General features: G+C 64.5%; 21 protein-coding genes and 4 riboswitches. Of the genes, 9 read left to right on the top strand and 12 right to left on the bottom strand.

Translation table 11 applies throughout. The annotated features are described in order from the left end of the window. The first annotated feature begins 112 nt into the window (after nt 1–112). The 4 genes from ABQJ54_RS01310 to ABQJ54_RS01325 all read left to right on the top strand — a co-directional run bounded on the left by ABQJ54_RS01310 (nt 113) and on the right by ABQJ54_RS01325 (nt 3,540). Nucleotides 113–1,513 carry a hypothetical protein gene (locus tag ABQJ54_RS01310; RefSeq protein ID WP_367852477.1) on the top strand — a complete coding sequence of 467 codons (1,401 nt, stop codon included), beginning with the start codon at nt 113–115 and terminating at the stop codon, nt 1,511–1,513. A gap of 187 nt (nt 1,514–1,700) precedes the next feature. Then, nucleotides 1,701–2,099, top strand: a complete 399-nt coding sequence (locus ABQJ54_RS01315) for an ArsR/SmtB family transcription factor (protein WP_367852478.1) — start codon at nt 1,701–1,703, stop codon at nt 2,097–2,099. Nucleotides 2,100–2,109: 10 nt separating this feature from the next. Then, a complete protein-coding gene (locus ABQJ54_RS01320; RefSeq protein WP_367852479.1) occupies nt 2,110–2,577 on the top strand; it encodes an SRPBCC family protein in 468 nt (155 codons plus the stop codon). 165 nt (nt 2,578–2,742) lie between these two features. Next, the gene (locus tag ABQJ54_RS01325) at nt 2,743–3,540 is read left to right on the top strand and encodes an alpha/beta fold hydrolase (protein WP_367852480.1); all 798 of its coding nucleotides are present in this window, start codon (nt 2,743–2,745) and stop codon (nt 3,538–3,540) included. Nucleotides 3,541–3,948: 408 nt separating this feature from the next. Here ABQJ54_RS01325 and ABQJ54_RS01330 read toward each other — a convergent pair whose 3' ends face one another. Continuing rightward, complete coding sequence (locus tag ABQJ54_RS01330; protein WP_367852481.1) at nt 3,949–5,169, bottom strand: PQQ-dependent sugar dehydrogenase; 1,221 nt, start codon at nt 5,167–5,169, stop codon at nt 3,949–3,951. A 361-nt stretch (nt 5,170–5,530) separates the two neighbouring features. Continuing rightward, a complete protein-coding gene (locus ABQJ54_RS01335; protein ID WP_367852482.1) occupies nt 5,531–6,028 on the bottom strand; it encodes a winged helix-turn-helix transcriptional regulator in 498 nt (165 codons plus the stop codon). Nucleotides 6,029–6,144: 116 nt separating this feature from the next. Between ABQJ54_RS01335 and ABQJ54_RS01340 the strand changes: the two genes are divergently transcribed. Both ABQJ54_RS01340 and ABQJ54_RS01345 read left to right on the top strand, forming a co-directional pair. After that, nucleotides 6,145–7,017: an NmrA family NAD(P)-binding protein gene (locus ABQJ54_RS01340; protein ID WP_367852483.1), complete on the top strand. Its 873-nt coding sequence runs from the start codon at nt 6,145–6,147 to the stop codon at nt 7,015–7,017. Nucleotides 7,018–7,054: 37 nt separating this feature from the next. Next, nucleotides 7,055–7,489: a DoxX family protein gene (locus ABQJ54_RS01345; protein WP_367852484.1), complete on the top strand. Its 435-nt coding sequence runs from the start codon at nt 7,055–7,057 to the stop codon at nt 7,487–7,489. Between the two features lie 167 nt (nt 7,490–7,656). Here ABQJ54_RS01345 and ABQJ54_RS01350 read toward each other — a convergent pair whose 3' ends face one another. The 5 genes from ABQJ54_RS01350 to ABQJ54_RS01370 form a co-directional block, all read right to left on the bottom strand. Next, complete coding sequence (locus ABQJ54_RS01350) at nt 7,657–9,000, bottom strand: Hsp70 family protein (protein WP_367853543.1); 1,344 nt, start codon at nt 8,998–9,000, stop codon at nt 7,657–7,659. 20 nt (nt 9,001–9,020) lie between these two features. Next, complete coding sequence (locus ABQJ54_RS01355; protein ID WP_367852485.1) at nt 9,021–10,145, bottom strand: alkaline phosphatase family protein; 1,125 nt, start codon at nt 10,143–10,145, stop codon at nt 9,021–9,023. Between the two features lie 20 nt (nt 10,146–10,165). Next, nucleotides 10,166–10,729 (bottom strand): phosphatase PAP2 family protein, encoded by a 564-nt coding sequence (locus ABQJ54_RS01360; RefSeq protein WP_367852487.1) that lies wholly within the window; start codon nt 10,727–10,729, stop codon nt 10,166–10,168. A gap of 86 nt (nt 10,730–10,815) precedes the next feature. Beyond that, nucleotides 10,816–11,985, bottom strand: coding sequence for an MFS transporter (locus tag ABQJ54_RS01365; protein WP_367852488.1), 1,170 nt, complete (start codon nt 11,983–11,985; stop codon nt 10,816–10,818). Between the two features lie 50 nt (nt 11,986–12,035). Then, nucleotides 12,036–12,356 (bottom strand): DUF190 domain-containing protein, encoded by a 321-nt coding sequence (locus tag ABQJ54_RS01370; protein ID WP_367852489.1) that lies wholly within the window; start codon nt 12,354–12,356, stop codon nt 12,036–12,038. Nucleotides 12,357–12,520: 164 nt separating this feature from the next. Beyond that, nucleotides 12,521–12,602: riboswitch (Fluoride riboswitch) on the bottom strand. 126 nt (nt 12,603–12,728) lie between these two features. Next, a riboswitch (Fluoride riboswitch) is annotated at nt 12,729–12,805 on the top strand. A 33-nt stretch (nt 12,806–12,838) separates the two neighbouring features. Here ABQJ54_RS01370 and ABQJ54_RS01375 point away from each other — a divergent pair. Both ABQJ54_RS01375 and ABQJ54_RS01380 read left to right on the top strand, forming a co-directional pair. After that, nucleotides 12,839–14,395: a MutS-related protein gene (locus ABQJ54_RS01375; RefSeq protein ID WP_367852490.1), complete on the top strand. Its 1,557-nt coding sequence runs from the start codon at nt 12,839–12,841 to the stop codon at nt 14,393–14,395. A gap of 107 nt (nt 14,396–14,502) precedes the next feature. Continuing rightward, nucleotides 14,503–15,939, top strand: a complete 1,437-nt coding sequence (locus tag ABQJ54_RS01380; protein ID WP_367853544.1) for a MutS-related protein — start codon at nt 14,503–14,505, stop codon at nt 15,937–15,939. Between the two features lie 4 nt (nt 15,940–15,943). Here the strand turns inward: ABQJ54_RS01380 and eno are convergent, their stop codons facing one another. Genes eno through ABQJ54_RS01405 form a run of 5 tightly spaced genes read right to left on the bottom strand, consistent with a single transcriptional unit; the run spans nt 15,944 to nt 22,241 of the window. Beyond that, entirely contained in the window at nt 15,944–17,221 is a 1,278-nt protein-coding gene (gene eno, locus ABQJ54_RS01385; protein ID WP_367852491.1) for a phosphopyruvate hydratase, read from the bottom strand. Nucleotides 17,222–17,245: 24 nt separating this feature from the next. Then, nucleotides 17,246–20,620 (bottom strand): DEAD/DEAH box helicase, encoded by a 3,375-nt coding sequence (locus tag ABQJ54_RS01390; protein ID WP_367852492.1) that lies wholly within the window; start codon nt 20,618–20,620, stop codon nt 17,246–17,248. A 13-nt stretch (nt 20,621–20,633) separates the two neighbouring features. Continuing rightward, a complete protein-coding gene (gene ppa, locus ABQJ54_RS01395) occupies nt 20,634–21,173 on the bottom strand; it encodes an inorganic diphosphatase (RefSeq protein ID WP_367852493.1) in 540 nt (179 codons plus the stop codon). Nucleotides 21,174–21,183: 10 nt separating this feature from the next. After that, a complete protein-coding gene (locus tag ABQJ54_RS01400; protein ID WP_367852494.1) occupies nt 21,184–21,798 on the bottom strand; it encodes a histidine phosphatase family protein in 615 nt (204 codons plus the stop codon). Beyond that, on the bottom strand, nt 21,795–22,241 hold the full coding sequence (locus tag ABQJ54_RS01405) for a universal stress protein (protein ID WP_367852495.1): 447 nt from the start codon (nt 22,239–22,241) through the stop codon (nt 21,795–21,797). The genes ABQJ54_RS01400 and ABQJ54_RS01405 overlap by 4 nt, the downstream gene beginning before the upstream one ends. A 94-nt stretch (nt 22,242–22,335) precedes the next feature. Then, nucleotides 22,336–22,405, bottom strand: a riboswitch (Fluoride riboswitch). 266 nt (nt 22,406–22,671) lie between these two features. Then, a riboswitch (Fluoride riboswitch) is annotated at nt 22,672–22,733 on the top strand. 27 nt (nt 22,734–22,760) lie between these two features. Here ABQJ54_RS01405 and ABQJ54_RS01410 point away from each other — a divergent pair. Beyond that, nucleotides 22,761–22,907 carry a hypothetical protein gene (locus ABQJ54_RS01410; RefSeq protein ID WP_367852496.1) on the top strand — a complete coding sequence of 49 codons (147 nt, stop codon included), beginning with the start codon at nt 22,761–22,763 and terminating at the stop codon, nt 22,905–22,907.

A 22,907-nucleotide genomic window follows, 5' to 3' on the forward strand; every position in this document is an offset into this window, starting at 1 on the left:
ATCCTGCTGCCGATGCAACCTATCGATGCTGCCGAGCGTCATGGGCTGGATAAACGGGTGACCAGTGCGCGCAATCCTCCGACGAGTGGTTTTTATTCTCGCAAGTGCGACCTTGACCCTCGTTGTGATCGTGGGCGGATTGAACCTTGCGTTCCACTTCAATTTCCATCGCGCTGCGCCAGATGCCAATTATCCGACGCCGGCATCGCCACTTGAGGCACAGCAGCAAGATGTCGACTATTTCGCCAAAGTGATAGCGCGCGATCGTGCTTTTTCACCTGCCGCACGCGAAATGGCGGAAGCACGCATCGCCGCTCTCCAAGCCCTGCCAGATGCGCTGCCGTCACCCAAGTTGCACGTAGCGCTAATGCAAGTGATGGCACTGGCCGACAATGGTCATTCTCGAATGGATGCAACGGCCGATCAGGGCACGCTGATCGTTCCGCTAAGGGTGACGCGCTTCGCGGAAGGCTTCTACGTAACCCGGGCGGCGGCTGCCTATCGCGAAATGCTCGGCGGCCGCGTGACAAGCATCGACGGGCATCCGATCGATCAGGTATTGCTTCAGCTGGATACGCTTCGCGGCGGCGTGGAGGGTTTTCGTCGGGAGAACGATGCGACATATATCATCGTGCAGGACTTGCTGTACGGTTTGGGCATCGCTACCGACTCGAAGGCTTCGACCTGGACTGTCGTTCTGCCCGACGGTCGAACCGTGACGCGTCGGCTGGATGCTTATTCGATGCACAAGGGCGACGGCATACCTTCGAGCGGACGCTGGTTGTCGCCCGAACCGAGCAAGGGCGTCGAGCAAGACTGGAGCGCTTACCATCCGCAATCCGCCGAGCTGCCGGAAACCTGGCGGGATTTCGATAATCCTTTCCGGATATTCCCTGCCGCGGGCAGCTGTGCCCAGGTTGTGCGATTGCAGAGTATCGGGGACGTCGGCAGCCGCCGGATTGCACCGTTTCTCGCCGCGGCGGAAGCGACGCTTCGCGCAAACCCGCCTTGCGCCGTGATACTCGACCTGCGCGGCGATGGCGGTGGCGATTACACCAACACCTGGCACTTCGCACATGTGCTGCCGGGCTTGCTTGCGCCAGGCGGTCGTATCTTCGTACTCACCAATTCGCAGACTTTTTCCGCCGCCATCACGACTGCCGCATTCGTCAAAGACGCCGGCGGCGACCGGGTCACGATCATTGGCGAACCGGTCGGCGACCGCTTGTCCTTTTTCTCCGAGGGCAACAAAGCCTGCTTGCCCAATCTAAAGGTATGCGCCTACCCGCAGACGGCGAAGCACGACTACCAACACTCCTGCGACAACTGGCGCGAATGCTTTTGGCTCAACTGGTTCTATCCGGTCAGGGTGAAGAGTCTGCAGCCGGATATCGTCGTACCGCTCAAGTTTGAAGATTGGAACAGGGGCCACGACGCAGCCTACGAGGCTGCGTGCCAGCTAGCTATGCACCCGGCCCGCAAAATCGACCAGAACCCTCGTGTGGGGCACTAGGGTAGGGCGATTAGGGACTGTTATCGGGAGTAGGGCCAGCGTCTGCTTTCGACTGCGGAGTCATCCGGCGCCTTGATCTGGCTGCCACAAAGCCGCCGGTCGGAACTTTGCCCACGCTCGGCATGCGCAGTTTGGGTTCGGGCTGGCAGAGAAGCTACGTGCGATTTGCACCGGTGGGACCATCCACTTGCAAATCGCCTATGCGCACTTTACAGTGAACCATATGGTTCACTATCAAACACGCCTCGATACAACGTTCGCCGCGCTCTCCGACGTCACCCGACGCGGCGTGCTGGAGCAGCTCGGGGATTCAGACGCCTCCGTCACCGACCTTGCCCAAAGGTTTCGCATGACCCTCACGGGCATGAAGAAGCACGTCAGCGTCCTGGAGCAGGCAGGGCTCGTGACCACGGAGAAGGTCGGGCGCGTACGAACCTGCAAGCTCGGACCGCGCCGGCTGGAAGAAGAGGCCGCCTGGATCGAGCGGCACCACCAACTCTGGAGCGCGCGTTTCGATGCGCTGGACGAGCTTGTCGAACACTTGAAACGCAGGGAGAAGACAGATGTCCCACGCAAAAGAAGGTAGTGCCACTGCCATGAACCACACCGTCGTGGAACGCAAGTCCGACCGTGAACTCGTCGTGACTCGAACGTTCGATGCCCCGGTGCACCTCGTCTTCGAGGCGTGGAGCAAACCCGAACTGTTCAAACTCTGGTGGGTCCCGAAGTCGGTGGGCATGTCGCTGCTCTCATGCGACATGGATATTCGCACCGGGGGTATGTATCGCCTCGTGTTCAGCCATCCGGACTTCGATCAACCGATGGCGTTCTTCGGCACGTACAAGGAAGTAACGCCGAACAAACGCCTCATATGGACGAACGAGGACAGCGACCAGGGGGCGGTGACCACCGTGACGTTCGAAGAACGTGCCGGCAAGACGCTGGTCACCCTGCACGAACTCTACCCCACGGAAGCGGCCCGCGACGAAGCCCTCGCCGGTTCGGCGGAAGGCCTGCCCGAACAGTTCGCGCAGCTGGACGAGTTGCTCGCAGGCAGATCGTAACCACACCGCGGCCGCCGGCGTATCGATGAAACACACGATCACACCGCGCTGGCCACTTCGGCGCCACGTGAGGACGATATGCTCAGACGCGATTTCCTGAAGACCGCCATGGCGACCGCAGTGCTGACTGCGGTCCTTCCCGTTCAAGCCAGGAAGACTCCCACCATGTCGAACGAGCATTTTGCCAACGTCAATGGCCAGCATCTCTTTTACAGCGTGCATGGCGACGGCAAGCCGCTCATTCTTCTACACGGTGGCATCAACCCGGACAGCTTCGGGAGCAATCTGGCCGAACTGGCCAAGGGCCGGCAGGTGATCGCCCCCCATCTCCAGGCACATGGACGCACACCGGACACTGACAGGCCACTGCGCAGTGAAACGATGGGTGACGACATTGCTGCCCTGATCGGCCATCTGAAACTCGGCAAAGCCGACGTCATGGGCTACTCGCTGGGCGCCAGCGTCGCGCTGCAGACCGCCATCCGCCATCCGGACGTGGTCGGCCGGCTTGTGCTCGTGTCCGCGGCGATGAGGCAGGACGGCTTTTATCCGGAGGGGGTGGCGGCCTTCAAACAGCTGGAGGCCAACGCTGCCACGCTCGGCCCTGCCGTCAAGGCATCGCCGTTAGGGAAGACCTATCCCGATGTCGATTGGACCAACCTCTTCAGGAAGGTCGGTGACCTGACCAAACGCCCCTTCGACTGGAGCGCCGACGTCGCCAAGCTTCAGGCACGCACATTGCTGGTCTTTGCCGACGCTGACGCCATCCGGCCCGAACACATGGTCGAGTTCTGGAAGGCGTTGGGAGGCGGCCAGCGCGATGCCGGGATCGATGGCTCCCTGCGACCCGCAAACGAGCTCGCCATCTTGCCGAACACCACCCACTACACGCTCCCCGTCGAGCCGATGCTGCCGGAGGTCGTCGAACGCTTCCTTGGGGCTGCATTGAAGGCAGCAGGTTAGGGCCTGCGAAGCGCTCGCGGAGTTATCAGAGCGCGGTAGAGTTGCGTGTGTCCTTCGATGTTTTGAACCATCGGACATGCCACTGCAGACATGTGATGATCCATGGGTGAGGATGGTTGCGATGTGCAGGGACTAGCTCGGCGGCAGGCACCATCCACCCAGTTGCCGGCTTCGAACAATTCTTCTCGGCGGATTTGGGATCGGCTTTGTAGTTCGGCAATGTCAGCTATTGGAAGCGGACGCCGGGGAAGGATAAGTCGGTGTTATCCGGGGTAGGGTTACTGGCTGCGAGAATATCGCCCGAGCATTTCTTGGTCACGTTCGTCGCCTCATCCATCCTGCGGCTGTATCGGCGTCCTTGTACTTCGTGCCAAGCCGTGTGCCCGAAGCGACGGCTGATTCGTCGAATTATTTCGGCGTGAGATGGAACAGGCCGCCAGTTTCAGCGTCTTCCAGCATCCAGAGCGAGCCGTCCGGTGCCTCTTCGATATCGCGGATGCGTTTGCCCATACTCCAGCGCTGGACCGCGGTGGCGCCGCCCTTGCCGTCAAACGTGACGCGAACGATGGCCTCGCTGACAAGGCCGCTGAGCAAGGCACTGCCATTCCAATGCGGGAACAGGCTGCCTTTGTAGAACATGAGATTGCCCGGCGCGATCACCGGCGTCCAATAGATCACTGGCTTGGCGAGATCGGGCCGCGTATCCGGGCTGGGAATGGGTACGCCGTCATAGTTGATGCCATACGAGACCAGCGGCCAGCCGTAATTCTTGCCGCGCTGGATCAGGTTCAGTTCGTCGCCGCCGCGCGGGCCATGCTCGAGTTCCCACAGTCGACCATCGGGAGCAAAGGCGAGGCCATAAGGTGTGCGGTGGCCGGTGGTCCAGGTTTCGGCCGGCGTCAGGTTGGGTCCGGGGAACGTATAGGTGCTGACTACCGGCGCCGTCTTGGCTTTCTCAGTGTCGGCTGCCGGATCAATCAGCGGAATGGTGCGCGCACCGACCTTGCCTGCCCACGGATTGCCCGGCGCGGGTTTGCCGTCCAGCGTCAGCCGCAGGATCTTGCCTACCGGTTGGTTGGGATCCTGCGCGGGAGTGAAGCGTTGGCGGTCGCCCAGCGTGAGGAAGAGGTACTTGCCGTCCGGCGAGAAGGCGATCTGGCCGCCGGGCTGGCCACCCTTGCCCGTGGGCATCTGGCGCCACAACACCTGGAAGCCGTCCAGCCGGGGCTGCTTGCCATCCAGCACGAGCCGGCCCCGGCCCAGCGCCACGCCGCCGCCATAGTCGCCCGGTGCGACATAGGTGAGATACACGTTGTGGTCAATGGCGTAATGAGGCGAAAGGAAGACGCCCAGCATGCCGTCCTGACCTTCAACATAACTGGGCGGGACGCCCCCGATTTCGGTTTTGGCGCCCTGCGGGGTAACCAAGTCGACGCGGCCGACCTTCTCGGTCACGAGCATACGGCCATCGGGCAGGAACGCGATGCGCCAAGGCAAATCGAAGCTCGCCACTTTCGTGATGGTGAAGGGAAGGTTGGGATCGGATTTCTGTTCGCCTGCATTGGTCTGCGCATGGGCGGCGCTTGTCAGCAGCGCCACGAGAAAGATCCCGCTTGTCAGCTTCATCATGTGCGTGTCTCCTTGCATCCGAGTGACCCGGAACATCCTACCGCTCTGAATGCCGTCGCGGTGCCATCGCGCCGGAAACTTTGCGAGCCCTGCGCAGCACATCTCAACGCAGCCGATGTGCCGATCCATCGAGCACCTCGCACGAGAGTTCGCGTGGTGGCGGGTGACTCGCGAGGAATGAGCTCCCCAAGGTGCCGCCGAGAGGCGGGATGATTAGATGGGCTATCGGGAGTAGGCGAGGGCTGCTCTACCCAAGGCGGAGCATCGCCTGCTGCCGCCGGCGCAACGCTGGGTGGCGCGGCACAGCTCACCACTGGATACCCTGCACGCTGTACTGTCGCGGCGCCTGCGGAGGAACTGCCTATTGGCGTGCTCGCCGCGTTGCGGCTTTTCGTGATGTCGCGATATTCATCGCGGACCTATGGACGTCCGTTTCATGGCGTGCCGCGTCACACGGTGCGCTGTCGAAGCGGGCACGCGCGTCATGGATATCGGAGTAGCGGTGGTCAGCCCAATCGATGAGGGCCGCCATCGGTTCCAGCAGGGATTGGCCCAGCGCCGAGAGACCATATTCAACGCTTGGCGGCTTGGTTGGAAAGACATGGCGAGTGATCAGTCCGTCGCGTTCCAAATCGCGCAGGGTCTGAGTGAGCATGCGCTTGGAGATACCACGAACAGCTCGGTGAAGCTCGCTGAAGCGCTGCGGTCGCGTCGCGAGGGTCATGATCATGAGGATGCTCCACTTGTCGCCGATACGGTCGAGCACGTCGCGCACGGGGCAGTGGGCAGATCCCTCTGACTGGGCATCGTCCGATTGGTATCGGCTGAAACGCTCGACCGCGCTTATTGCGGAGCTCATGCGGGTTCCCGTGATCTCACCTGGTTACAAAAAACTGCCTCCTTACGGAGCAGTCACATGGTCTATATATTAGACATAGTCTAAATTGTAGACCATAAAGTGCCGGGAGAAAACGCATGTTTCTGGTTATGGGAATCACAGGAAAAGTCGGCGGCGCAACGGCGAGACATCTGCTGGACCACGGCCAGCCGGTCCGCGCGCTGGTCCGCGACCGGGCCAAGGCCGCAAGCTGGGCGAAGCATGGTGTCGAACTGGTCGATGGCGACTGGAATGATGCGGCCGCTATCGAGCGGGCGCTCGACGGCGTCAACGGCGCATTCGTGATGTTGCCGGCTGTCTGGGCTCCGTCACCGGATTTCAGGGAAGCCAGGGGCGTCATCGCGAACTATGTCGAGGCATTGACCAAGGCCCCGCCGCCGCGGGTGATCGCGCTCTCGTCGATGGGGGCGAACCGGACCAGCGGGTTGGGGATGATCACCGCTCTGTCGTTGCTGGAGCAAGGCTTTCGCGACTTGGCGTCGCCGCTCGCTTTCGTGCGCGCCGGCGGGTTCTTCGAGAACTTCCTTTACGGCCTGCACGTCGCCCAGGGCGGCACACTTCCCGTCTACTACAACCCGACCGGCCGGAAATCGACGATGGTCGCGACGAACGACATCGGCGCCGAGGTAGCGACGCTGCTGACCGGGCCGGCGTGGTCGGGGCATCGCATCATCGAACTTGGTTCGATGTTCAGCGCGGACGAAGTCGCGGCGCAACTGGGCGATGTCATGCACTGCGACGTCAAGGCCTTCGCCATCCCGCGGGCCGAGTGGTCGGCAGCGTTCGAACAGTTCGGCGTCCCTAAAGGCCAAACCGGACCGGCTGAAGCGATGTTCGAGGCTGTCAACGCGGGCTGGATGGATCTCGGCGCCGCGGGCACTGAGCACGTCGCCGGCACGACGCCTCCCCGTGATGTGTTCGCAGCGGCGCGGCAGGCCGTCACGGCGTGAACCGCGCCGTGACCATCAGGATGGATCGCGGGCAAACATGAAGATCCTGGTTTTGGGGCAACCGGCGCAACCGGTCGGCCAATCGCCGGTGGCGCCCACAACGGAAAAGGTTGGACTTATGTCAAAGATTTCCTGGCGCCAAATCTCGGCCTGGGCACTTGCCGCTTTCTTCGTCGCGGGATCACTCAGCAACATCTTCGCCCCTCCGTCGATCTACAGGGAATATCTGCAGTGGGGATACCCGCACTGGTTCCATTTCGTCACCGGATCACTGGAACTCGCGACCGCCGTTCTGCTGGCACGGGAACGAACGAGGCTGCGGGGGGCGGCGCTCGGCTGCACCGTGATGTTGGCGGCGCTCGCAACCGTCACTCTCCATGGCGAATACGGACATGGCATCGCGCCGCTTGTTGCGGCGACACTATCGATAGTCGTCGGCTGGATCGCGTGGCGGAAACAGCTTCCCAGTTAGCGTCGATGCTGCCGTTGTAACTGAGATCGCTAGGCACCAAGACAATCTATGGAGTGGTCGAAGCTGTCTCGCTACAGAGACGCAGAACGTGGACGCCAGGGTGGGCGATTTGCCCATATTATCAGTGGTAGGAGATGGCGGATCTCTATCCATAGGTAAAGACGTGGTTAGCTGCTTGCAGCAACCGCCAAGCCAGACACAACGCCGAGGGAAGCGTCTCCCTGCACCAGCTCTACATTTGGGAAAATGTGTTGCACGCAAGCCCGCAGTTGTGAGGAACGGGAGCTGCCGCCGGTCAGGAACAGGCTGGCGGGTTCTCCTGGGAGTTCCGAACGGGCTTGTTCGAGTAGCGCCCCCAAGGGCTTGATGAAACCCTCGGATGCCTGATGGAAGGCCTCGTGATCGACCGAGACGGCCAGGTCGCGGTGCACGAAATCGAGCACCGCATCGCTGCGATCGGCCTGGCCTAGTTCGATCTTGGCGCGTTCGGCGAGGCGGTTCAGGCGGGTGGTGGCGCCGAACTGCTGCAGGGCGCGCAGGCGGGAGCCGAATGGTTCATCCACCAGGCGGTAGTTCTGCCGGCGGAACTCGCGCTGCTTGGGGAGGATGTGTACGCTGGCCGCTTCCACAAAGTGGTGCATCGGCACCTTGGCGGTTCCCCGGCCAAACAGTGGCATGAAGCTGTGCAGGTTGATGCCGACGTCCAGGTCGGTGCCGCCCATGGGCAGGCCCCAGTTGCGACGCACGTGCGGTGCTCGCCCACCGCCAAGTTCGGCGAAGGCAAGATCGCTGGTGCCTCCGCCGATGTCCACGATCAATGCGCTCTGCCGTTGCGCGAGGCCGAGGTGGTAATGCATCGCGGCAGCGGCGGGCTCCTCCAGGAAAGACACTTCGTCGAAGCCGGCCATGGCGGCGGCCTCGCGCAGCAGGTCGAGCGCCTGCTCACCGCCGGCCGGCCCCATCGAGCTGCGGAATTCCACCGGCCGTCCGATGACCGCGCCACGCACCGGTGTGCCGAGCTGGCGCGTAGCGGTCAGGCGGATATGTTCCAGGATGTGCGCCGCGATGTGGACGATGACGCGACGCACGGGCGGATCCAGCCGGTAGCCGAGCATCGACTTCGGCGACTCGATGAGATGGCCGGCACCTTCCTCCAGGTAAGCCTCCACCGCTTCCTCGCCGAACAGCGCGTGCTGGAAGTCGGCGATGGAGACCGCGGTGCTGCGTGCCTGTTCTTCCATCCATTGCCGTCGCACCACGCGGATGGCGTCGCGCTGCCATTGCTCCTCGGAACCCTTGGCCTGTTGCGAGCGCAGACGGCGCACGATGGATTCCACTTGCGCGGCAAGCGCGGGCGTCAGCTGAAAGTCGTCGGGGCTGGGCACTTGCTCAGGAAAGAACACGGCCGTGCGGAACTGGTGGGCTTCGCCGAAGCGGATCAGCTCCAGGCCACCATCGACGACGGCCGCCGCTGCCGAGTAACTTGTTCCAAAATCAATTCCAATACGCATGAGGCAGTGGGTCGCAAGGGTTATCGGCTGGTGCTTGCGCCAGGCCGTTGGTTGAACACGTCGTTCCCGAACACTGGCACCGACGCCGGTTGCGCATAGCTCAGGTAGGGCAGGCTGAACCACTGCTCCACGCTGCGCAGCGTCGAATAGTGATTGTACGGGTGGTCGGAAATAGTGCCCGGCTTGACGAAGGGCGACAGCACTACCGCACCGATGCGTCCGCCCCCCGGTCCATATTGCCCCGGCTGCGAGCCACGAGGCAGCGGCTGCTCGCCGCAGCACGCCGTGCCATCGGTGCCTTCGTCGAAGGTGATGATGAGCACGCCGTCCTTGCGGAACGCCGGCGAGGCGGTGATGCGCGGCACCCAGGTGCGCAGGAAGGCATCCGCCGAAACCAATCCACCCGGTTCGCCGTTCCTGCACGGCGCGTCGTGGCCGTCGTGGCACAGGTCGGGGGTGATGAAGGCGTAGTTCGGTGTGGTCGCCACGTTCTCCAGGTCTTTCGCCATGTCGTTGAGCGGTACCACGTGGGCGCCGCAATAGGCCGGGTCGTCGATGATCGAGTGGAAGTAGACGAACGGATCGTGCTTATCGGCGTAGCGATCCTTCAGCGATTCGCCGTTGCTATGATCGCGGCTGCCGATGGCCGCATGCCCGCACTGCGCCGTCTCGCGCGACGGGTCGCTGCCCATGCCTTCCATGTAGCCTTTCCACGAGAACCTGGCGGCGCGCAACTGGTCAGCCACGGTCTTCACCTGCGACGGATAGACACAACCGCTGCCGGCCAACTGGCCGTTTGCATCAAGCTTGCCGGTGGTTGCCTTGAACTCGACATACTGACTGCAGTCTTCCTGTGTGGCGGGGTTGGGAGCCTGTCCGCTGATCAGCGAGATGTAGTTGTCCAGACTGTAATGGCCGGTGCCGTAGTACTGCGTGAGCAGCGCGCCCTGCCTGGTCAGTTCGTGGGCGAGATAGGGGGCGAGCGACTGCGCGCCGAAAGTCACGTCGAACGGTTCGTTCTCCAGAACGATCACGAATACGTGGCGCACAGGTACCGCGACGTGGGCGGCAGTCGGTGCCGCGCACGACAATCTGCTCGCCACCGAAAGCATGATGCCAAGAGCGAGCAGGAAACATTTCTTCATGGGCTTCTCCAATGGGAATGTCAGGGAAAAGAAGGGATGCAACGAATCGGAAGGAGGCGGGCAACGCCCGCGGCGATCATTGTCGAGACGCCCGCGTTGATGATCGCGCCAAGCATGTCCGCCGGCCAATGGATGCCGACGTAAATGCGGGCCCAGGCCAGCATCGCGGCCAGCCCCAGCACGGCGACGCTCGCCCGGCGATGCTTCCGCATCCCCAGCGTGATCGCCATGACCATGGCAAGGGCGACATGTGTGCTCGGCATGGAATTGTTCGCCGCGTGTGTCACCCAGGCTGGGCCGAAGCCGGCCGCGAACGGTCGTGGGTGAAAGGCCAGCAGGCCCACGAGCGCCTCAGTCAGTAACGCCATACCGCAGGCCACGATCAACCGGATCAAGCCAAGGCGATCCCGTTGCCGCCACAACAGCCACCCCGTCAGGCTGGCGGCGACGACCAGGGGCCACTCGGCAAGCGCGGTCGCTATGGCGACAAGCAGGTGCGGCGATGAGGCCGTGGCGTGCATGCGCTGGAACAGCGCCACGTTCCACGGCTCCCAGAACACGCTCGGGAGGGAGGGCGCATTCATGACGGGTTCGTCCGGCCAGGCATACATCCAGCCAGCCCTGCACGTGCCTGGTCGATCAGCATCGTTCGATCTTTCCCATGGTCGAACTACACGGCAGTTGGCGGGGTGGGCTCGCTGCTCCGGCGACGCGCAACCCTGGCAAAAAATGGAATCGCCAGCAGTTGAGTCACCACGCAGAAGGCGATCGTCCAGGACAACGAACGCTCGTAGAGAAAGCCGATCGCCGTACTGCCGAGAAACCAGAAGATGCCGTAGCCAGCCGTGAACAACCCAAACGCCGACGCCCGGCGCTGCAAGGGCGCCATCGGCGTCACCGCGGCGGGAATGATCGATTCGTGCACGCCGATGCCCATGCCCCAGACCGCAGCGCCGGCCAACGCGACCCAAAAGCCGCCAAGGAAGACCAAGGGCGCGAACGAAGCGGCAACCAACGTCAGCGCGATCAAGACGCGGAAGCCGAAACGGTCGAACAGGCGCCCGAACAGCAGCGAGGAACTTCCGCTGACGGCCATGGCCACCGCGTAAAAAACCGGAATCCAGTGGACAGGGACGGTGCTGGCGTTGGCGAAGTGATAGGCGATCAGCGGGTAGTCGGCAAAACCGATAGCCACCAGCGATGCGCCCGCAAGATAGATCCAGAAGACTCGGGGGAATCGCGCGTTTGGTGCGGTATCGTGCCCGTCTTGCTCCAGATCCTGTGGCTTGGGGTAGAGCAGGCGCGCGGTCAGCACGAAGCCCAGGTTGACCAGTGCCGGTACCAATAGCACGGCGAAGGCGAGGTGGTAGCTGTCGCGGTAGGCGAGTACGGCGGCCACGGCCAGGGGGCCGAACATGGCGCCGAACTGGTCGCAGGCCTCGTGGATGCCAAAGGTCCAGCCGTAGCCACCGATGTTCTTCGCGGCATGCGAAAGCATCACGTCGCGTGGCGGATTGCGGATCGCGCGACCCACGCGTTCGGCGATGATGCACGCCGCCGCGGTCTGCCAGCTGCCGGTAAGTGCCAGTGCAGGCACCGCCGCCATCTGCAGCACGTAGCCGAAGATGGTGATCGGCCAGAACTTGCCCGTCGAATCCGCCAACCGCCCGGAGAAGAAGCGCAGTCCGTAGCCGAGCAGTTCGCCGAAGCCGGTCACTGCGCCCACCGCCAAGGCGGATGCCTGCAACCAGGCAAGATACGGCCCTAGCACGCTGCGTGCGCCCTCGTAGGTGAAGTCGGCGAAGAAGCTGAGGATGCCGATCAGCAATACGAAGCGCATGGCAATGCGGCTGGCAGGCGTGGCGTTCCCAGCCTTCGTGCCGCCGCCGCTCATGCGGTGAACCCGCCGTGATATTCCACGACATGACGCGTGTAGGGCACACGCAAGTCTTCCGCCGCGATCATGCCGAGGAGTTTGTCCGCTTCCTCGTCGCTGACATTGAACTCGACAATGATCGGGCGGCTGGTCGCCAGCTCTTCGACGTGGCATGAACCTGCGTCACCGAGGTACCCGAAACCAGCGATTGCCTGGATAGCCACGCCTGCGTGTATGCCCAAGCGGCGGGCGAGCAGCAACAACCATTCGTAAAGAAATACCGAGTGGTATTCCTCGAGCGCGCGAGTGTAGAAACGCAGATGAACACAATTCATGAGTGCCTCCGGATGTTGCGCGAGAGGCATCGAAAGCGGGCTTCATAAGCCTTCACCCGAACGGTCTGCGTACCCACGGAATGTCTCCTTGGAAGTTCAAGGAAACACGGTGGTACACGGGGCCATCGTCGCGATGCCGGCGCCTGCGCACACCCCGGTCTCCAGGGTTGGCAGGCATCATCAGCCGTGGGCGGCGGTTTACCCTGAGAGGTTCAGGGCCGGAGGAATGCCATCTCCGTGGAGTGGCTACATGGTAAGGCAAACGGCGCGGCCACAACCCGATCTGGCAGCGACCGTTGCGGACACGCCATCGGATGGTGCTTGGAGGCATCTGGGTCGAGGTCTGGAGGCGCCGCCACGAGCGGTGTACATTGGAGTGAAGGAGGTGGCATTCCTCCGCCCCGGCAACCGGGGAAACCGTCACGGTGACCGATGATGCCTGCCCACCGGAGCGCCTTGCGCTCCGCCAGCAGGAGTCGAGCATGAACGACGCCGTCGCCGTCCGTGTGCCACCCTTTGCCAGCATCCTCCACCCGGATTCCGCGGAAGCCGCGTGGCCGGATGAGGCTCCGTCTTGCATCCACGACCTGGGCCTGGACCAGGTGATCGCGACGATCGCCGCGACCTGTCCCGACGACGAACTGGCGCCGATTTTCCACCTCCCGCTGCGGGACCTGGACTCGATCGCCTATCGACAGGAGGTGATGCGGGATCTCGGGACCGGGGCGCTGCGGCAAGCCGTCTCGGCGTTTCGCCAGCGCATGCGCACGATGCGCGAACGCCTGGCCCGGACCGGAAAACTCCATTGCAAGCCAGAGAAGGAGCGCTGGTTCCTGGATGCCGTTCTCGACTACTGCGACGCCGTCGAGCGCCTGGCCCAGTTGCTCGGCAACGGCAAGCCGGCCTCGCGCGGCCTGCGTGCGCTGGATGCGTTCCTTGCCGCCTACATCGCATCGCCCGCGTTCGTCCGGCTTGCGACCTCGGCGAAGTCACTGGTCGTCGAACTCTCGAACATCCGTTACGCGCTGCTCATCAAGGGCAGTCGCGTGACGGTGCGCCCGTACGGAGGCGAAGCCGACTACAGCCGGGCGGTGGAGGCGACCTTCGAGAAGTTCCATCGCGAAGACTCGAAGGATTACCGGGTCGGGTTCCGCCGGCTGGGCGGCCTCAACCACGTCGAGGCGCAGATCCTGGAGCGCGTGGCGTTGCTGCATCCGGAATCCTTCCAGCGGCTGGAAGCCTTCTGTGCCGAGCATGCACAGTTCGAGGATGCCACGATCACGCGCTTCGACCGTGAGGTGCCGTTCTACCTAGCCTACCTGGCATACATGGACAAGCATCGGCAGCGCGGCCTGGATTTCTGCTACCCGGAGCTGTCCGCGACCGAGAAGGAACTCGAGGCTCACGATGCCTGCGACCTGGCCTTGGCCGACAGACTCGTCGACGCGCGTCAATCGATCGTTCGCAACGGCTTCTTCCTGCATGGTGAAGAGCGCCTGCTGGTGGTGTCCGGTCCCAACCAGGGCGGCAAGACCACCTTCGCGCGCATGTTCGGACAGCTGCACTATCTCGCCAGCCTGGGGTGTCCCGTACCGGGCACCCGGGTGCGGCTGTTCCTGTGCGACCGCATCCTGACCCACTTCGAGAAGCAGGAGGACATCGCCAGCCTGCGCGGCAAGCTCAAGGACGACCTGGTGCGTATCCACGGCATCCTGGAGGCCGCCACGCCTGACAGCATCGTCATCCTGAACGAGATTTTCTCCTCGACGACGCTGGAAGACGCGTCGTATCTGAGCAAACGGATCATGGCCACCCTGTCGGCCAGGGACTTGCTGGCCGTGTGTGTCACCTTCCTGGCCGAACTGGCCGTGTTCGACGGGAAAACGGTGAGCATGGTCGGCACGGTCGACCCGCAGGACCCGACGATACGCACCTACCGGGTGGAGCGGCGCCCGGCCGACGGGCTGGCCTATGCGCAGGCGATCGCACGCAAATATCGGGTCACGGGCGAGTGGCTGCGGCGGAGGATCGCCGCATGAAGGCCCTGCTGATGCACCCGGATCGCGATTTCGACCTGCAACAGTCGTTGCCGGAACATGAGCACGACCTGCGGCAGGATCTCGCACTGGATGTGCTGTTGCGGGCGATGGCCGGCGAGGACGCCTTCCTGTTCGAGGTGGTGCGTCGGGCCTTGCTGTCAGGCCCGAGCAACGACATCGACACCATCGTCTACCGGCAGGAGGTCGTGCGCGACGCGCTGGCCCACACGGATGTGCTGCGCCAGTGCTACGAGCTTGCCGTCGAGGCCACCGAGGTCAAGCGCAAGAGCCATTGGAGCTTCGTCGGCAATTACCCCACATCGACCCTGTATGGCGCCGTCCATGTGCTCGGCGCGCTCGTGGACGTGCTGGAGAAGCTCCGGGAATTGGTCGTCGCCCACGGTCGATCCTTCGAGTCCAGGGGCATGAAGGCGCTGTGCAGTATGCTGCGGTCGGGATTCGACGCCGACTACCTGGCGCGCGTGCGCGCACGCCTTGTCGAGTTGAAGCTCGATCATGGGATGCTGCTCAGCGCACGCCTGAGCCAGGGTAACGAAGGCGCGGACTACGCCTTGCACGAAATGACCGACAGCAAGCCGTACTGGCTCGATCACTTGTGGAACCGGCGTGAATCCGGCTACTCGTTCCGCATTGCCGATCGCGACCAGGCGGGCGCCCAGGCCCTGTCGGAGCTGCGCAACCGCGGGATTAACGAGGTGGCCAATGCGCTGGCCCAGTCGATGGACCACATCCTCGGCTTCTTCGGGATGCTGCGGACTGAACTCGCCTTCCATGTCGGCTGTATCAATCTGCACGCGAAACTGGCGGCGCTCGGCGTGCCGTGCTGCTTTCCCCAGCCACGGGCGGCCGGCACGCGATGCCTGCAGTTCGAGGGCCTCTGCGATGCCAGCCTGGCGCTTGGCATGGCACGCGGTGTGGTGGGCAACACCCTGGACGCGAACGGCAGGCAGCTGGCGATCGTCACCGGTGCCAACCAGGGCGGCAAATCCAGCTTCCTGCGCAGCGTGGGGCTTGCCCAGCTGATGATGCAGAGCGGCCTGTTCGTGGCCGCCGAATCCTTTGCCGGCGAACTCTGTACCGGGCTGTTCACCCACTACAAGCGCGAGGAGGACGTGAGCTTGCACAGCGGCAAGTTCGACGAAGAGCTGCGCCGGCTGAGCACGCTGATCGAGCACATCCGCCCTGGCGCCTTGATCCTGTTCAACGAGTCGTTCGCCTCGACCAACGAACTGGAGGGATCGGAGATTGCCCGACAGGTCGTTGGCGCCTTGCTGGAACGGGGCATCAAGGTGTTCTTCGTGACCCACCTGTACGCGTTTGCGCGCGGGCTGTTCGACCATCCGCCGGAAGGTGCAGTCTTCCTGCGCGCGGAGCGCCTGGAAGACGGGCGCCGCAGCTTCCGCATCATCGCCGGCGCACCGCAGGAGACCAGTTACGGCATCGATCTCTACCGGGAGGTCTTCGGCAACGACGCGGCACAAGGCGGCAACCTGCCGGTTGCCGCCCAGGCGGGCACGGGGTGAGGGCTCAGCGCACGAAGGCGGCTCTCCCGGCGAAGCGCGCACGTTCACCCAGTTCGTGCTCGATGCGCAGCAAGCGGTTGAACTTCGCGGTGCGCTCGCCACGGCAGCCCGAACCGGTCTTGATGTGGCCACAGCCCAGCGCCACTACAAGGTCTGCAATGAAGGTGTCCTCGGTTTCGCCGGAACGGTGCGACACGTAGCGGCCGTAACCGGCGGCCTTCGCTTCGGCGGCGCAGTCCAGCGTCTCGGTTACCGTGCCGATCTGGTTCGGCTTGATCAGGATGGAGTTGGCCACACCCTCCTCGATGCCGCGGCGGAGCAGATCCGGGTTGGTGCAGAAGATGTCGTCGCCGACCAGTTCCACGCGGTCGCCGAGCTGGCGGGTGATTTCGCTCCAGCCGTCCCAATCGTGTTCGGAAAGCGGGTCTTCCAGCAGCACGATCGGGTAGCGCTGAAGCCAGTCGTCCCACAGCGCGATCATCGCCGCGCTGTCGCGTTCGGACTGGTTGGACTTGAAGAAGCGGTAGCGCCCGTGGTGCCACATCTCGCTGGCGGCAGGGTCGAGCGCGAGCGCCACGTCGTCGCCGGGCCGGTAGCCGGCGTCCTCGATCGCCTTCAGGATCAGCTCGATCGCCTGCTCGTTGCTGTGCAGGTTGGGGGCGAAGCCGCCTTCGTCGCCCACGCCGGTGGACAGCCCGTGCGCGTGCAGCAGCGATTTCAGCACGTGGAACACTTCCTCGCCCATGCGGATCGCCTCGGCGAAGCTGGACGCGTGGTGCGGCACGATCTTGAATTCCTGGAAGTCCACCGTGTTGTCCGCGTGGCGGCCGCCGTTGATCACATTGAGGCAGGGCACCGGCAGCAGCGTGGCCTCGTCGCCGCCCAGGTAACGGTACAGCGGCAGTTTGTGCGCGGCTGCCGCGGCGCGTGCGTAGGCGATCGACACGGCGAGCAGGGCATTGGCGCCCAGGCGCGATTTGTCCGGCGTGCCGTCCAGCTCGCGCAGCTGATCGTCGAGCGCGCGCTGGTCGGCTGGTGCGCTGCCGACCAGCGCTTCGGCGATCTCGCCGCGTACGTGGCCAACGGCCAGTTGCACACCCTTGCCGCCGTAGCGGCGCGGGTTGTCGTCGCGCAGCTCCGCCGCTTCGTGCATACCGGTGGAGGCGCCCGACGGGGTCAGGGCACAACCTTCGGAACCATCCTCCAGCCGAAGCCATGCCTCGACGGTGGGATTGCCTCGCGAGTCGAGGACTTCGATTGCATCCAGGTGGGTGATACGCATGGGGATGGCTCCGTGGCTGTGGGGTCAGTGGGTGGGCAGGTCGGCAGGCAAGTCAAACAAGGCCCGCAGGTCGCGCGCGTCCAGCGCGCCGGACGCGCTGGCGGCATCGAGCAACAGGCCGGCCAGGTCGCTCTTCTCCGTTTTCATCGCTTCGATCTTGTCCTCGATGGTGTCTTCACACAGCAGCTTGTAGACGAAGACCGGCTGCTCGCGGCCCAGGCGGTGCGCTCGATCGACCGCCTGCTGCTCCACCGCCGGGTTCCACCACGGGTCGTAGTGGATCACCGCATCCGCGGCGGTGAGGTTGAGCCCCACGCCGCCGGCCTTCAGGCTGGCCAGCAGGATCGGTGTCTCGCGCTGCTGGAAACGTCGCACGGGTTCGGCACGGTCAGTGGTGTCGCCGGTGAGCAGGACGTGCCCGAAGCCGGCCTCCTGCAAGGCCTTGGAGAGCAGGGCCAGCATCGAGGTGAACTGGCTGAACACCAGCACCTGGCGCTCCTCCCCGCGCAGCGCCTGGACCAGTTCCAGCAGCGCGTCCAGCTTGGCCGAGGGCGGCGGCTCGGCGAGGTCGAGCAGGCGCGGATCGCAGCAGGCCTGGCGCAGGCGCAGCAGGGCCGACAGCACTACCACGTGCGACTGCTCAGCGCCGTAGCTGGCCAGCGCCTCGCGTACCCGCTCGTTCATCGCCAACCGCAGCGATTCGTAGACGCGCCGCTGCGCGTCGCCCATCGACACGCGCAGCACTGTTTCGGTCTTGGGCGGCAGCTCAGGCGCGACCTCGGCCTTGCGCCGGCGCAGCAGGAAGGGTGCGATGCGCTGGCGCAGGATTCCGCCGCGCACGTCGTCGCCGCGGCGTTCGATCGGCAGGCGGAAGCTGCGGTTGAAACTGCGATAGTCGCCGAGGTAGCCGGGCAGCACCGCGTCGAAGTGCGCCCACAGTTCGCCCAGGTGGTTTTCCAGCGGCGTGCCGGTGACGGCCAGCCGGTGCGGTGCACGCAGCCGGCGCACCGCGCGCGCGGTGCGGGTCAATGGATTCTTGATCCATTGCGCCTCGTCCAGCACCAGCATGGCGCAGTCGAGCTTTTCCAGCGCGTCGATGTCGTTGGCCACCAGCGCATAGCTGGTGACGATCACGTGCGCGCCGGGCAACTCCGGCAGCCGCGTCGCGCGTGCCGGACCGGTGAAGTTGACGCGGCGCAGGGAGGGTGCGAAACGGGCGATCTCGTCCAGCCAGTTGAACACCAGGCTGGTCGGGGCAACGATCAGCGCCGGCCGGTCGAGCCGGCCTGCCTCATCTTCCATCAGTAGATGGGCGATGATCTGCACGGTCTTGCCCAGGCCCATGTCATCGGCGAGCACGCCGCCAAGATCGTACCGGCGCAGCGCCTGCAGCCACTGCAGGCCATCGCGCTGGTAGCTGCGCAGTTGCCCTCGGAAACCGGCCGGCAGCTCCGGTGCCGGCGCGGCCAGTGCTTCGCGCAGCGCGGCGAGCATGCCGGCGATATCCGCGGCCTGCGGCCCCTCCGTCGGTATGCCTTGATGGCGCAATGCGTCGCTCAGCGCCATCGCCTGTGAACGTGACAAGTCCAGTCTGGCAGCATCTGCACGCCGCCCTGGACGGTGGAGGCATTCCAGCAGCGGCGTCATCCACTCGCGCAACCATGCCAGTCGCAGCGGCAGCCAGTGCGCATGGCCGAGCGGTGCCAACCAATGCGCGTCGGGTGGCTCATCCGCCACCGGCACCAGCGCGAACTCGCGGCGAGCCAGGCCGCCGAGCACGATCGGCAGCACGTCGATCTCCTCGCCGCCATCGAGCGTGGCAGCGAGCTCGAATTGCGTCCATGCGGCCCCTTCGCCGGGCGCCAGCATGGCGCGAAAACGCGGCTCGTGCGGCAGCACGGTGAACGGCAACTCCGGATCGTATTCGAGATGGATGCCGGCATTGCCCAACTTTTGCAGGCGTTCTTCCAGCGCGGTGAAAGTCTCTGCGCCACCTTGGTACAGCTCGCGACAACCCAGCGCATTGGCGGATGGCGGCGGAGTCAACTGGCGCCATGCCTCCGGCACCAATGTGCCGAGGCTTGTCAGGTCCAGTGCGGCCAGTGCCTGCTCGGCTCGCAACTCCATCTCCACGTCGCGCTGGATCGCGATGAGGCTGTCGTGCTCCACGCGCATCCAGTCGGCGCGCCACGGCTCGTCGGCCAGCGGCAGACGGTGTCCGTCGTAGTCGGCCCAGGCCTGCAGATGAAACACGTAGTCGCCGCGCAGGGCATGGCGCGAGGCACCGAGCACGACCACTGGCCGCAGCGGCGCATGCAATTCGCGCAGCGGCGGCGGTAGCGGCGGTGCAGGCAGGGCGGCCAGCGATGGATGCGGCGGCCACGCGGTGCGCAGCGCGCCGAGTTCACGCGGATCGACCGGGGGCATGTGCCTGGTCATCGCCCAAGTGGACGCGGCCAGTTCCAGACGGCCGATCTTGCCGCCGTGTTCGTCGAGATAGTAGAGCGTATCCAGTTCGATTGGTTGCAATTCCCGACCGTCGTCCCATGCCAGTTCCAGCACGGCGTGGCCGCGTGCATCAAAGCTCCAGCGCCACGGTGCCGGTCGGGGCGGCCCGGCTGCGAGTGGCTGCAGACTGCGTGCGTGATGGCAAAGCCCGGCTTCCAGCCATTCGGCCAGCAGTGCCGCACCGTTATGGCCTTGCAACAAGTAGCCTGCATCGGCCTTGCCCGGGGGGCGCTGGCCGAGCGCGAGCAGCGCCTGCCACATCAGTGCCTGGCGGGAGAGGTGCGGCTGGGCCCGGGCCTGATCCGTGGGAATCCAGCGTTGCGGCTGCGCCAGGCCGTCGACGGCGGGCACGAGCACGAGTCGCGCGACCAACCGCACGCTGTCCTGCTCGGTCATCGTCTGTAACAGGCAGACCAGCTGCCGCGGCGCGGCAGCTTCAGGATGAGCCATGGGCGTTGCCGCTTCTTCGTACATGCCGAGGCTCTGCCGCCAGCGCTCGAGGGGAGACATCGCACGTGGCCAGTCCAGCAACTGCTGCAGGCGCAGCAACAGTGCGGCGGCATGCGCGCATAGCGGCTGTGCGCAGCTGCATTCGGAGGCCACCCGCAGTTGCCCGAACAGTGGATAGACGAAGACGGTTACCCGCAGCAGCCGGCCTTCATGCGTCACGGCGCATTGCAGTGCGTCGCCACGGCTGCCGTCGAGGTGGTACCACGCCAGCGGCTTGCGCCAATGCTGCGCAGTACGTGCCATGCGTTCGGCCTCCTTGAGCACGGCGCGGCTGAAATGCACAGCCAGCGGCAGTTGCTGGATGGCATCCATCAACACGCGGCGCGCTTTGTCGGCGGGCGTCGCCGCGACGGGTTCCGCCTGTCGATCCCGTTTCGCCATGGCCGTATCCGCGTCAGTCCTGGCGCGTGCTGGCGTAGGCTTCGATTGAGCGCCGGATTTCATCGTGGGCAGCGTCGACATTGCGCCAACCCTCCATGCGGACCCATTTCCCTTGCTCCAGGTCCTTGTAGTGTTCGAAGAAATGCTGGATGCGGGCGCGGGTGGTTTCCGGCACATCCGTGATGTCCCGGATGTGCTGGTAGGCGGGGAATACCTGGTCGCCGGGAACCGCGATCAGCTTGGCGTCTTCGCCATTCTCGTCCGACATCATCATCAACCCGACCGGGCGGCAGGCGATCACCGACCCGGGAATCAGCGGGATCGGCATGACGATAAGCACGTCCAGCGGGTCGCCGTCGCCGCACAGCGTCTGCGGCATGTAGCCGTAGTTGCACGGATAGCGCATCGGCGTGGAAAGCACGCGATCCACGAAGATGGCGCCGGACACCTTGTCGACCTCGTACTTCACCGGGTCGGCATCCATCGGGATTTCCACGATGGCGTTGACGTCGTGGGGCACGTTCCGGCCGGGGGATACATTGGAAAAAGCCATGCGTGTTCCTTCAGGGGTTCGAGAGATGCTGGGTTTCGTTGATCGCCACGACGGTGAAGCGGTCGTCGGCGTAGCTCAACGTGCTGATGCCGCACGGCGACGGGGCGAACAGCCAGTAGGCAGAGAGCGGCAGCCCGAGCGCGTGGCAGAGCAGGGCGCGGATCACGCTGTCGTGGGTGACCATGGCGATGCTGCCGTGCGGATGCTTGTGCAGGATGGCGGTAAGCGCGTCCGTGGCGCGCGCGACCAGATCCTGCAGTGACTCCCCGCCGGGGATGCGGAACACATGCGGCGCCACCTTCCACAACGCCGCCTCGTGCGGCCAGCGTTTGCACACCTCGTCGACGCCCAGACCGGTCCAGGCGCCGTAGTTGATGTCGTTGATCTCCGGGTGGGGGATCGAAGCCGTGTGGAACGGGGCGCAGATCGCGTCCGCCGTCCGCACGCAGCGACTGAGCGGGCTGCAATAGACCGCGCCCAGCGCCTGGCGGCCGGTCAGGTATGCGGCGGTGGATTCCGCCTGCCGCAGGCCACGCGGGGTCAGCGGCAGGTCGAGCCTTCCGCGGAACGTGGGTGGGTCGATGCCTTGCACTTCGCCATGGCGGATCAGCAGCAGCCGGGTCATGACGCGGCCCCTTCGACAGGATCTGCGCTGAACACGATCGGGACGGGGCAGTCCTGGCCGAGATCGCGGAGCAGATCAGCGATGGGCGACTTCGACGCGCTGTCCGTTCCCGGCAGCACGACCCGGTCGATGCCATGGCTGGCGATGACCTGCTCGACGACATCGTGGGCTGCCTCGTCCAGGCAGCTGCCATCGACTTCCACGCCCAGGCGGCGTCCCAGTCGGGCGAAGGCGATGAGATCGTCGGTCAGGGAGGTACGTGTGGACGGGGTGGCGCCGGTGGGGGCAACGGCCAAGACAAACAGCCGTGCCGGCACTTGCCGGGCGAGCGCCAGGGCGTGTTCGACAGCGCCATCCGTGCCTGGCGAGCCATCGTAGAGCACCAGGATGTGCCCGGTGCCGTGTTCCTCTTTTGCGGGAAATTCCGGGTGAGCGCCGTGCATGACCAAGCTCCCAGTGGGCCTATCAAGCGCGCACCCGGAGACGGACTTTTCGGAGGAAAGCCACGCCTACCAAAAGCTTCGTCACCGAAGCGCGTCGTTGGTAGGCATCATTAGCCTTGCGGCGGTTGGGTCATGCAGGGAGGAATGCCATCTCCCGCGATCAACATTACCCCAGGCCCTGCCGCGCATCAAGCCGAGGCGCATTGGCCATATGGACTGCCAGACCGGCAATGGCGACTTCGGGGTGCGTCAGGAAACGTTGTAGTGGTTCGTCGACAGGAGGCATGCCATCTCCCTGTTCCGACGGTCACGCAGGACATGGTGGGAAAGCAACGCGGACGGCTTCACGGCCATTGCACGGTCCGGCCGATACACAAGACGGCAGGCGTCCGGGCGGGTATTCCAACCCCGCCCGGACGCGTGCTAAGTTGCGACGCAGGGTGATGGAGTTCACCTTTGACCGCCCACAGGGCTGATGACTCCTACAGGTATCGATCGCGACCCTTCCGGGAGCCGCCCATGACCTGTATTGCCTTGTGTCTTCCCATCCTGATCGCCGCCATGCTCGCGGCGCGGCAGCGCGCCAGCGGCATCTTGCGCCACGTCGCGGTGCGACCGCGGCGGGCCGGTTCGACAAGCGCCCCGAATCGCCGCCTGTCGCGCTGA

This window comes from Rhodanobacter lycopersici, assembly GCF_040812335.1.
In the GTDB taxonomy this organism is placed as follows: Bacteria; Pseudomonadota; Gammaproteobacteria; order Xanthomonadales; family Rhodanobacteraceae; genus Rhodanobacter_A; species Rhodanobacter_A lycopersici.

What these genes read in the sequence shown, in the direction of transcription:
- ABQJ54_RS01405 (WP_367852495.1), bottom strand. Translation starts at nt 22,241, where the DNA reads ATGCACGGCGCTCACCCGGAATTTCCCGCAAAAGAGGAACACGGCACC.
- eno (WP_367852491.1), bottom strand. Translation starts at nt 17,221, where the DNA reads ATGCGTATCACCCACCTGGATGCAATCGAAGTCCTCGACTCGCGAGGC.
- ABQJ54_RS01340 (WP_367852483.1), top strand. Translation starts at nt 6,145, where the DNA reads ATGTTTCTGGTTATGGGAATCACAGGAAAAGTCGGCGGCGCAACGGCG.
- ABQJ54_RS01335 (WP_367852482.1), bottom strand. Translation starts at nt 6,028, where the DNA reads ATGAGCTCCGCAATAAGCGCGGTCGAGCGTTTCAGCCGATACCAATCG.
- ABQJ54_RS01355 (WP_367852485.1), bottom strand. Translation starts at nt 10,145, where the DNA reads ATGAAGAAATGTTTCCTGCTCGCTCTTGGCATCATGCTTTCGGTGGCG.
- ABQJ54_RS01320 (WP_367852479.1), top strand. Translation starts at nt 2,110, where the DNA reads ATGAACCACACCGTCGTGGAACGCAAGTCCGACCGTGAACTCGTCGTG.
- ppa (WP_367852493.1), bottom strand. Translation starts at nt 21,173, where the DNA reads ATGGCTTTTTCCAATGTATCCCCCGGCCGGAACGTGCCCCACGACGTC.
- ABQJ54_RS01390 (WP_367852492.1), bottom strand. Translation starts at nt 20,620, where the DNA reads ATGGCGAAACGGGATCGACAGGCGGAACCCGTCGCGGCGACGCCCGCC.
- ABQJ54_RS01330 (WP_367852481.1), bottom strand. Translation starts at nt 5,169, where the DNA reads ATGATGAAGCTGACAAGCGGGATCTTTCTCGTGGCGCTGCTGACAAGC.
- ABQJ54_RS01370 (WP_367852489.1), bottom strand. Translation starts at nt 12,356, where the DNA reads ATGAATTGTGTTCATCTGCGTTTCTACACTCGCGCGCTCGAGGAATAC.
- ABQJ54_RS01400 (WP_367852494.1), bottom strand. Translation starts at nt 21,798, where the DNA reads ATGACCCGGCTGCTGCTGATCCGCCATGGCGAAGTGCAAGGCATCGAC.
- ABQJ54_RS01365 (WP_367852488.1), bottom strand. Translation starts at nt 11,985, where the DNA reads ATGCGCTTCGTATTGCTGATCGGCATCCTCAGCTTCTTCGCCGACTTC.
- ABQJ54_RS01350 (WP_367853543.1), bottom strand. Translation starts at nt 9,000, where the DNA reads ATGCGTATTGGAATTGATTTTGGAACAAGTTACTCGGCAGCGGCGGCC.
- ABQJ54_RS01375 (WP_367852490.1), top strand. Translation starts at nt 12,839, where the DNA reads ATGAACGACGCCGTCGCCGTCCGTGTGCCACCCTTTGCCAGCATCCTC.
- ABQJ54_RS01360 (WP_367852487.1), bottom strand. Translation starts at nt 10,729, where the DNA reads ATGAATGCGCCCTCCCTCCCGAGCGTGTTCTGGGAGCCGTGGAACGTG.
- ABQJ54_RS01345 (WP_367852484.1), top strand. Translation starts at nt 7,055, where the DNA reads ATGAAGATCCTGGTTTTGGGGCAACCGGCGCAACCGGTCGGCCAATCG.
- ABQJ54_RS01410 (WP_367852496.1), top strand. Translation starts at nt 22,761, where the DNA reads ATGACCTGTATTGCCTTGTGTCTTCCCATCCTGATCGCCGCCATGCTC.
- ABQJ54_RS01380 (WP_367853544.1), top strand. Translation starts at nt 14,503, where the DNA reads ATGGCCGGCGAGGACGCCTTCCTGTTCGAGGTGGTGCGTCGGGCCTTG.
- ABQJ54_RS01325 (WP_367852480.1), top strand. Translation starts at nt 2,743, where the DNA reads ATGTCGAACGAGCATTTTGCCAACGTCAATGGCCAGCATCTCTTTTAC.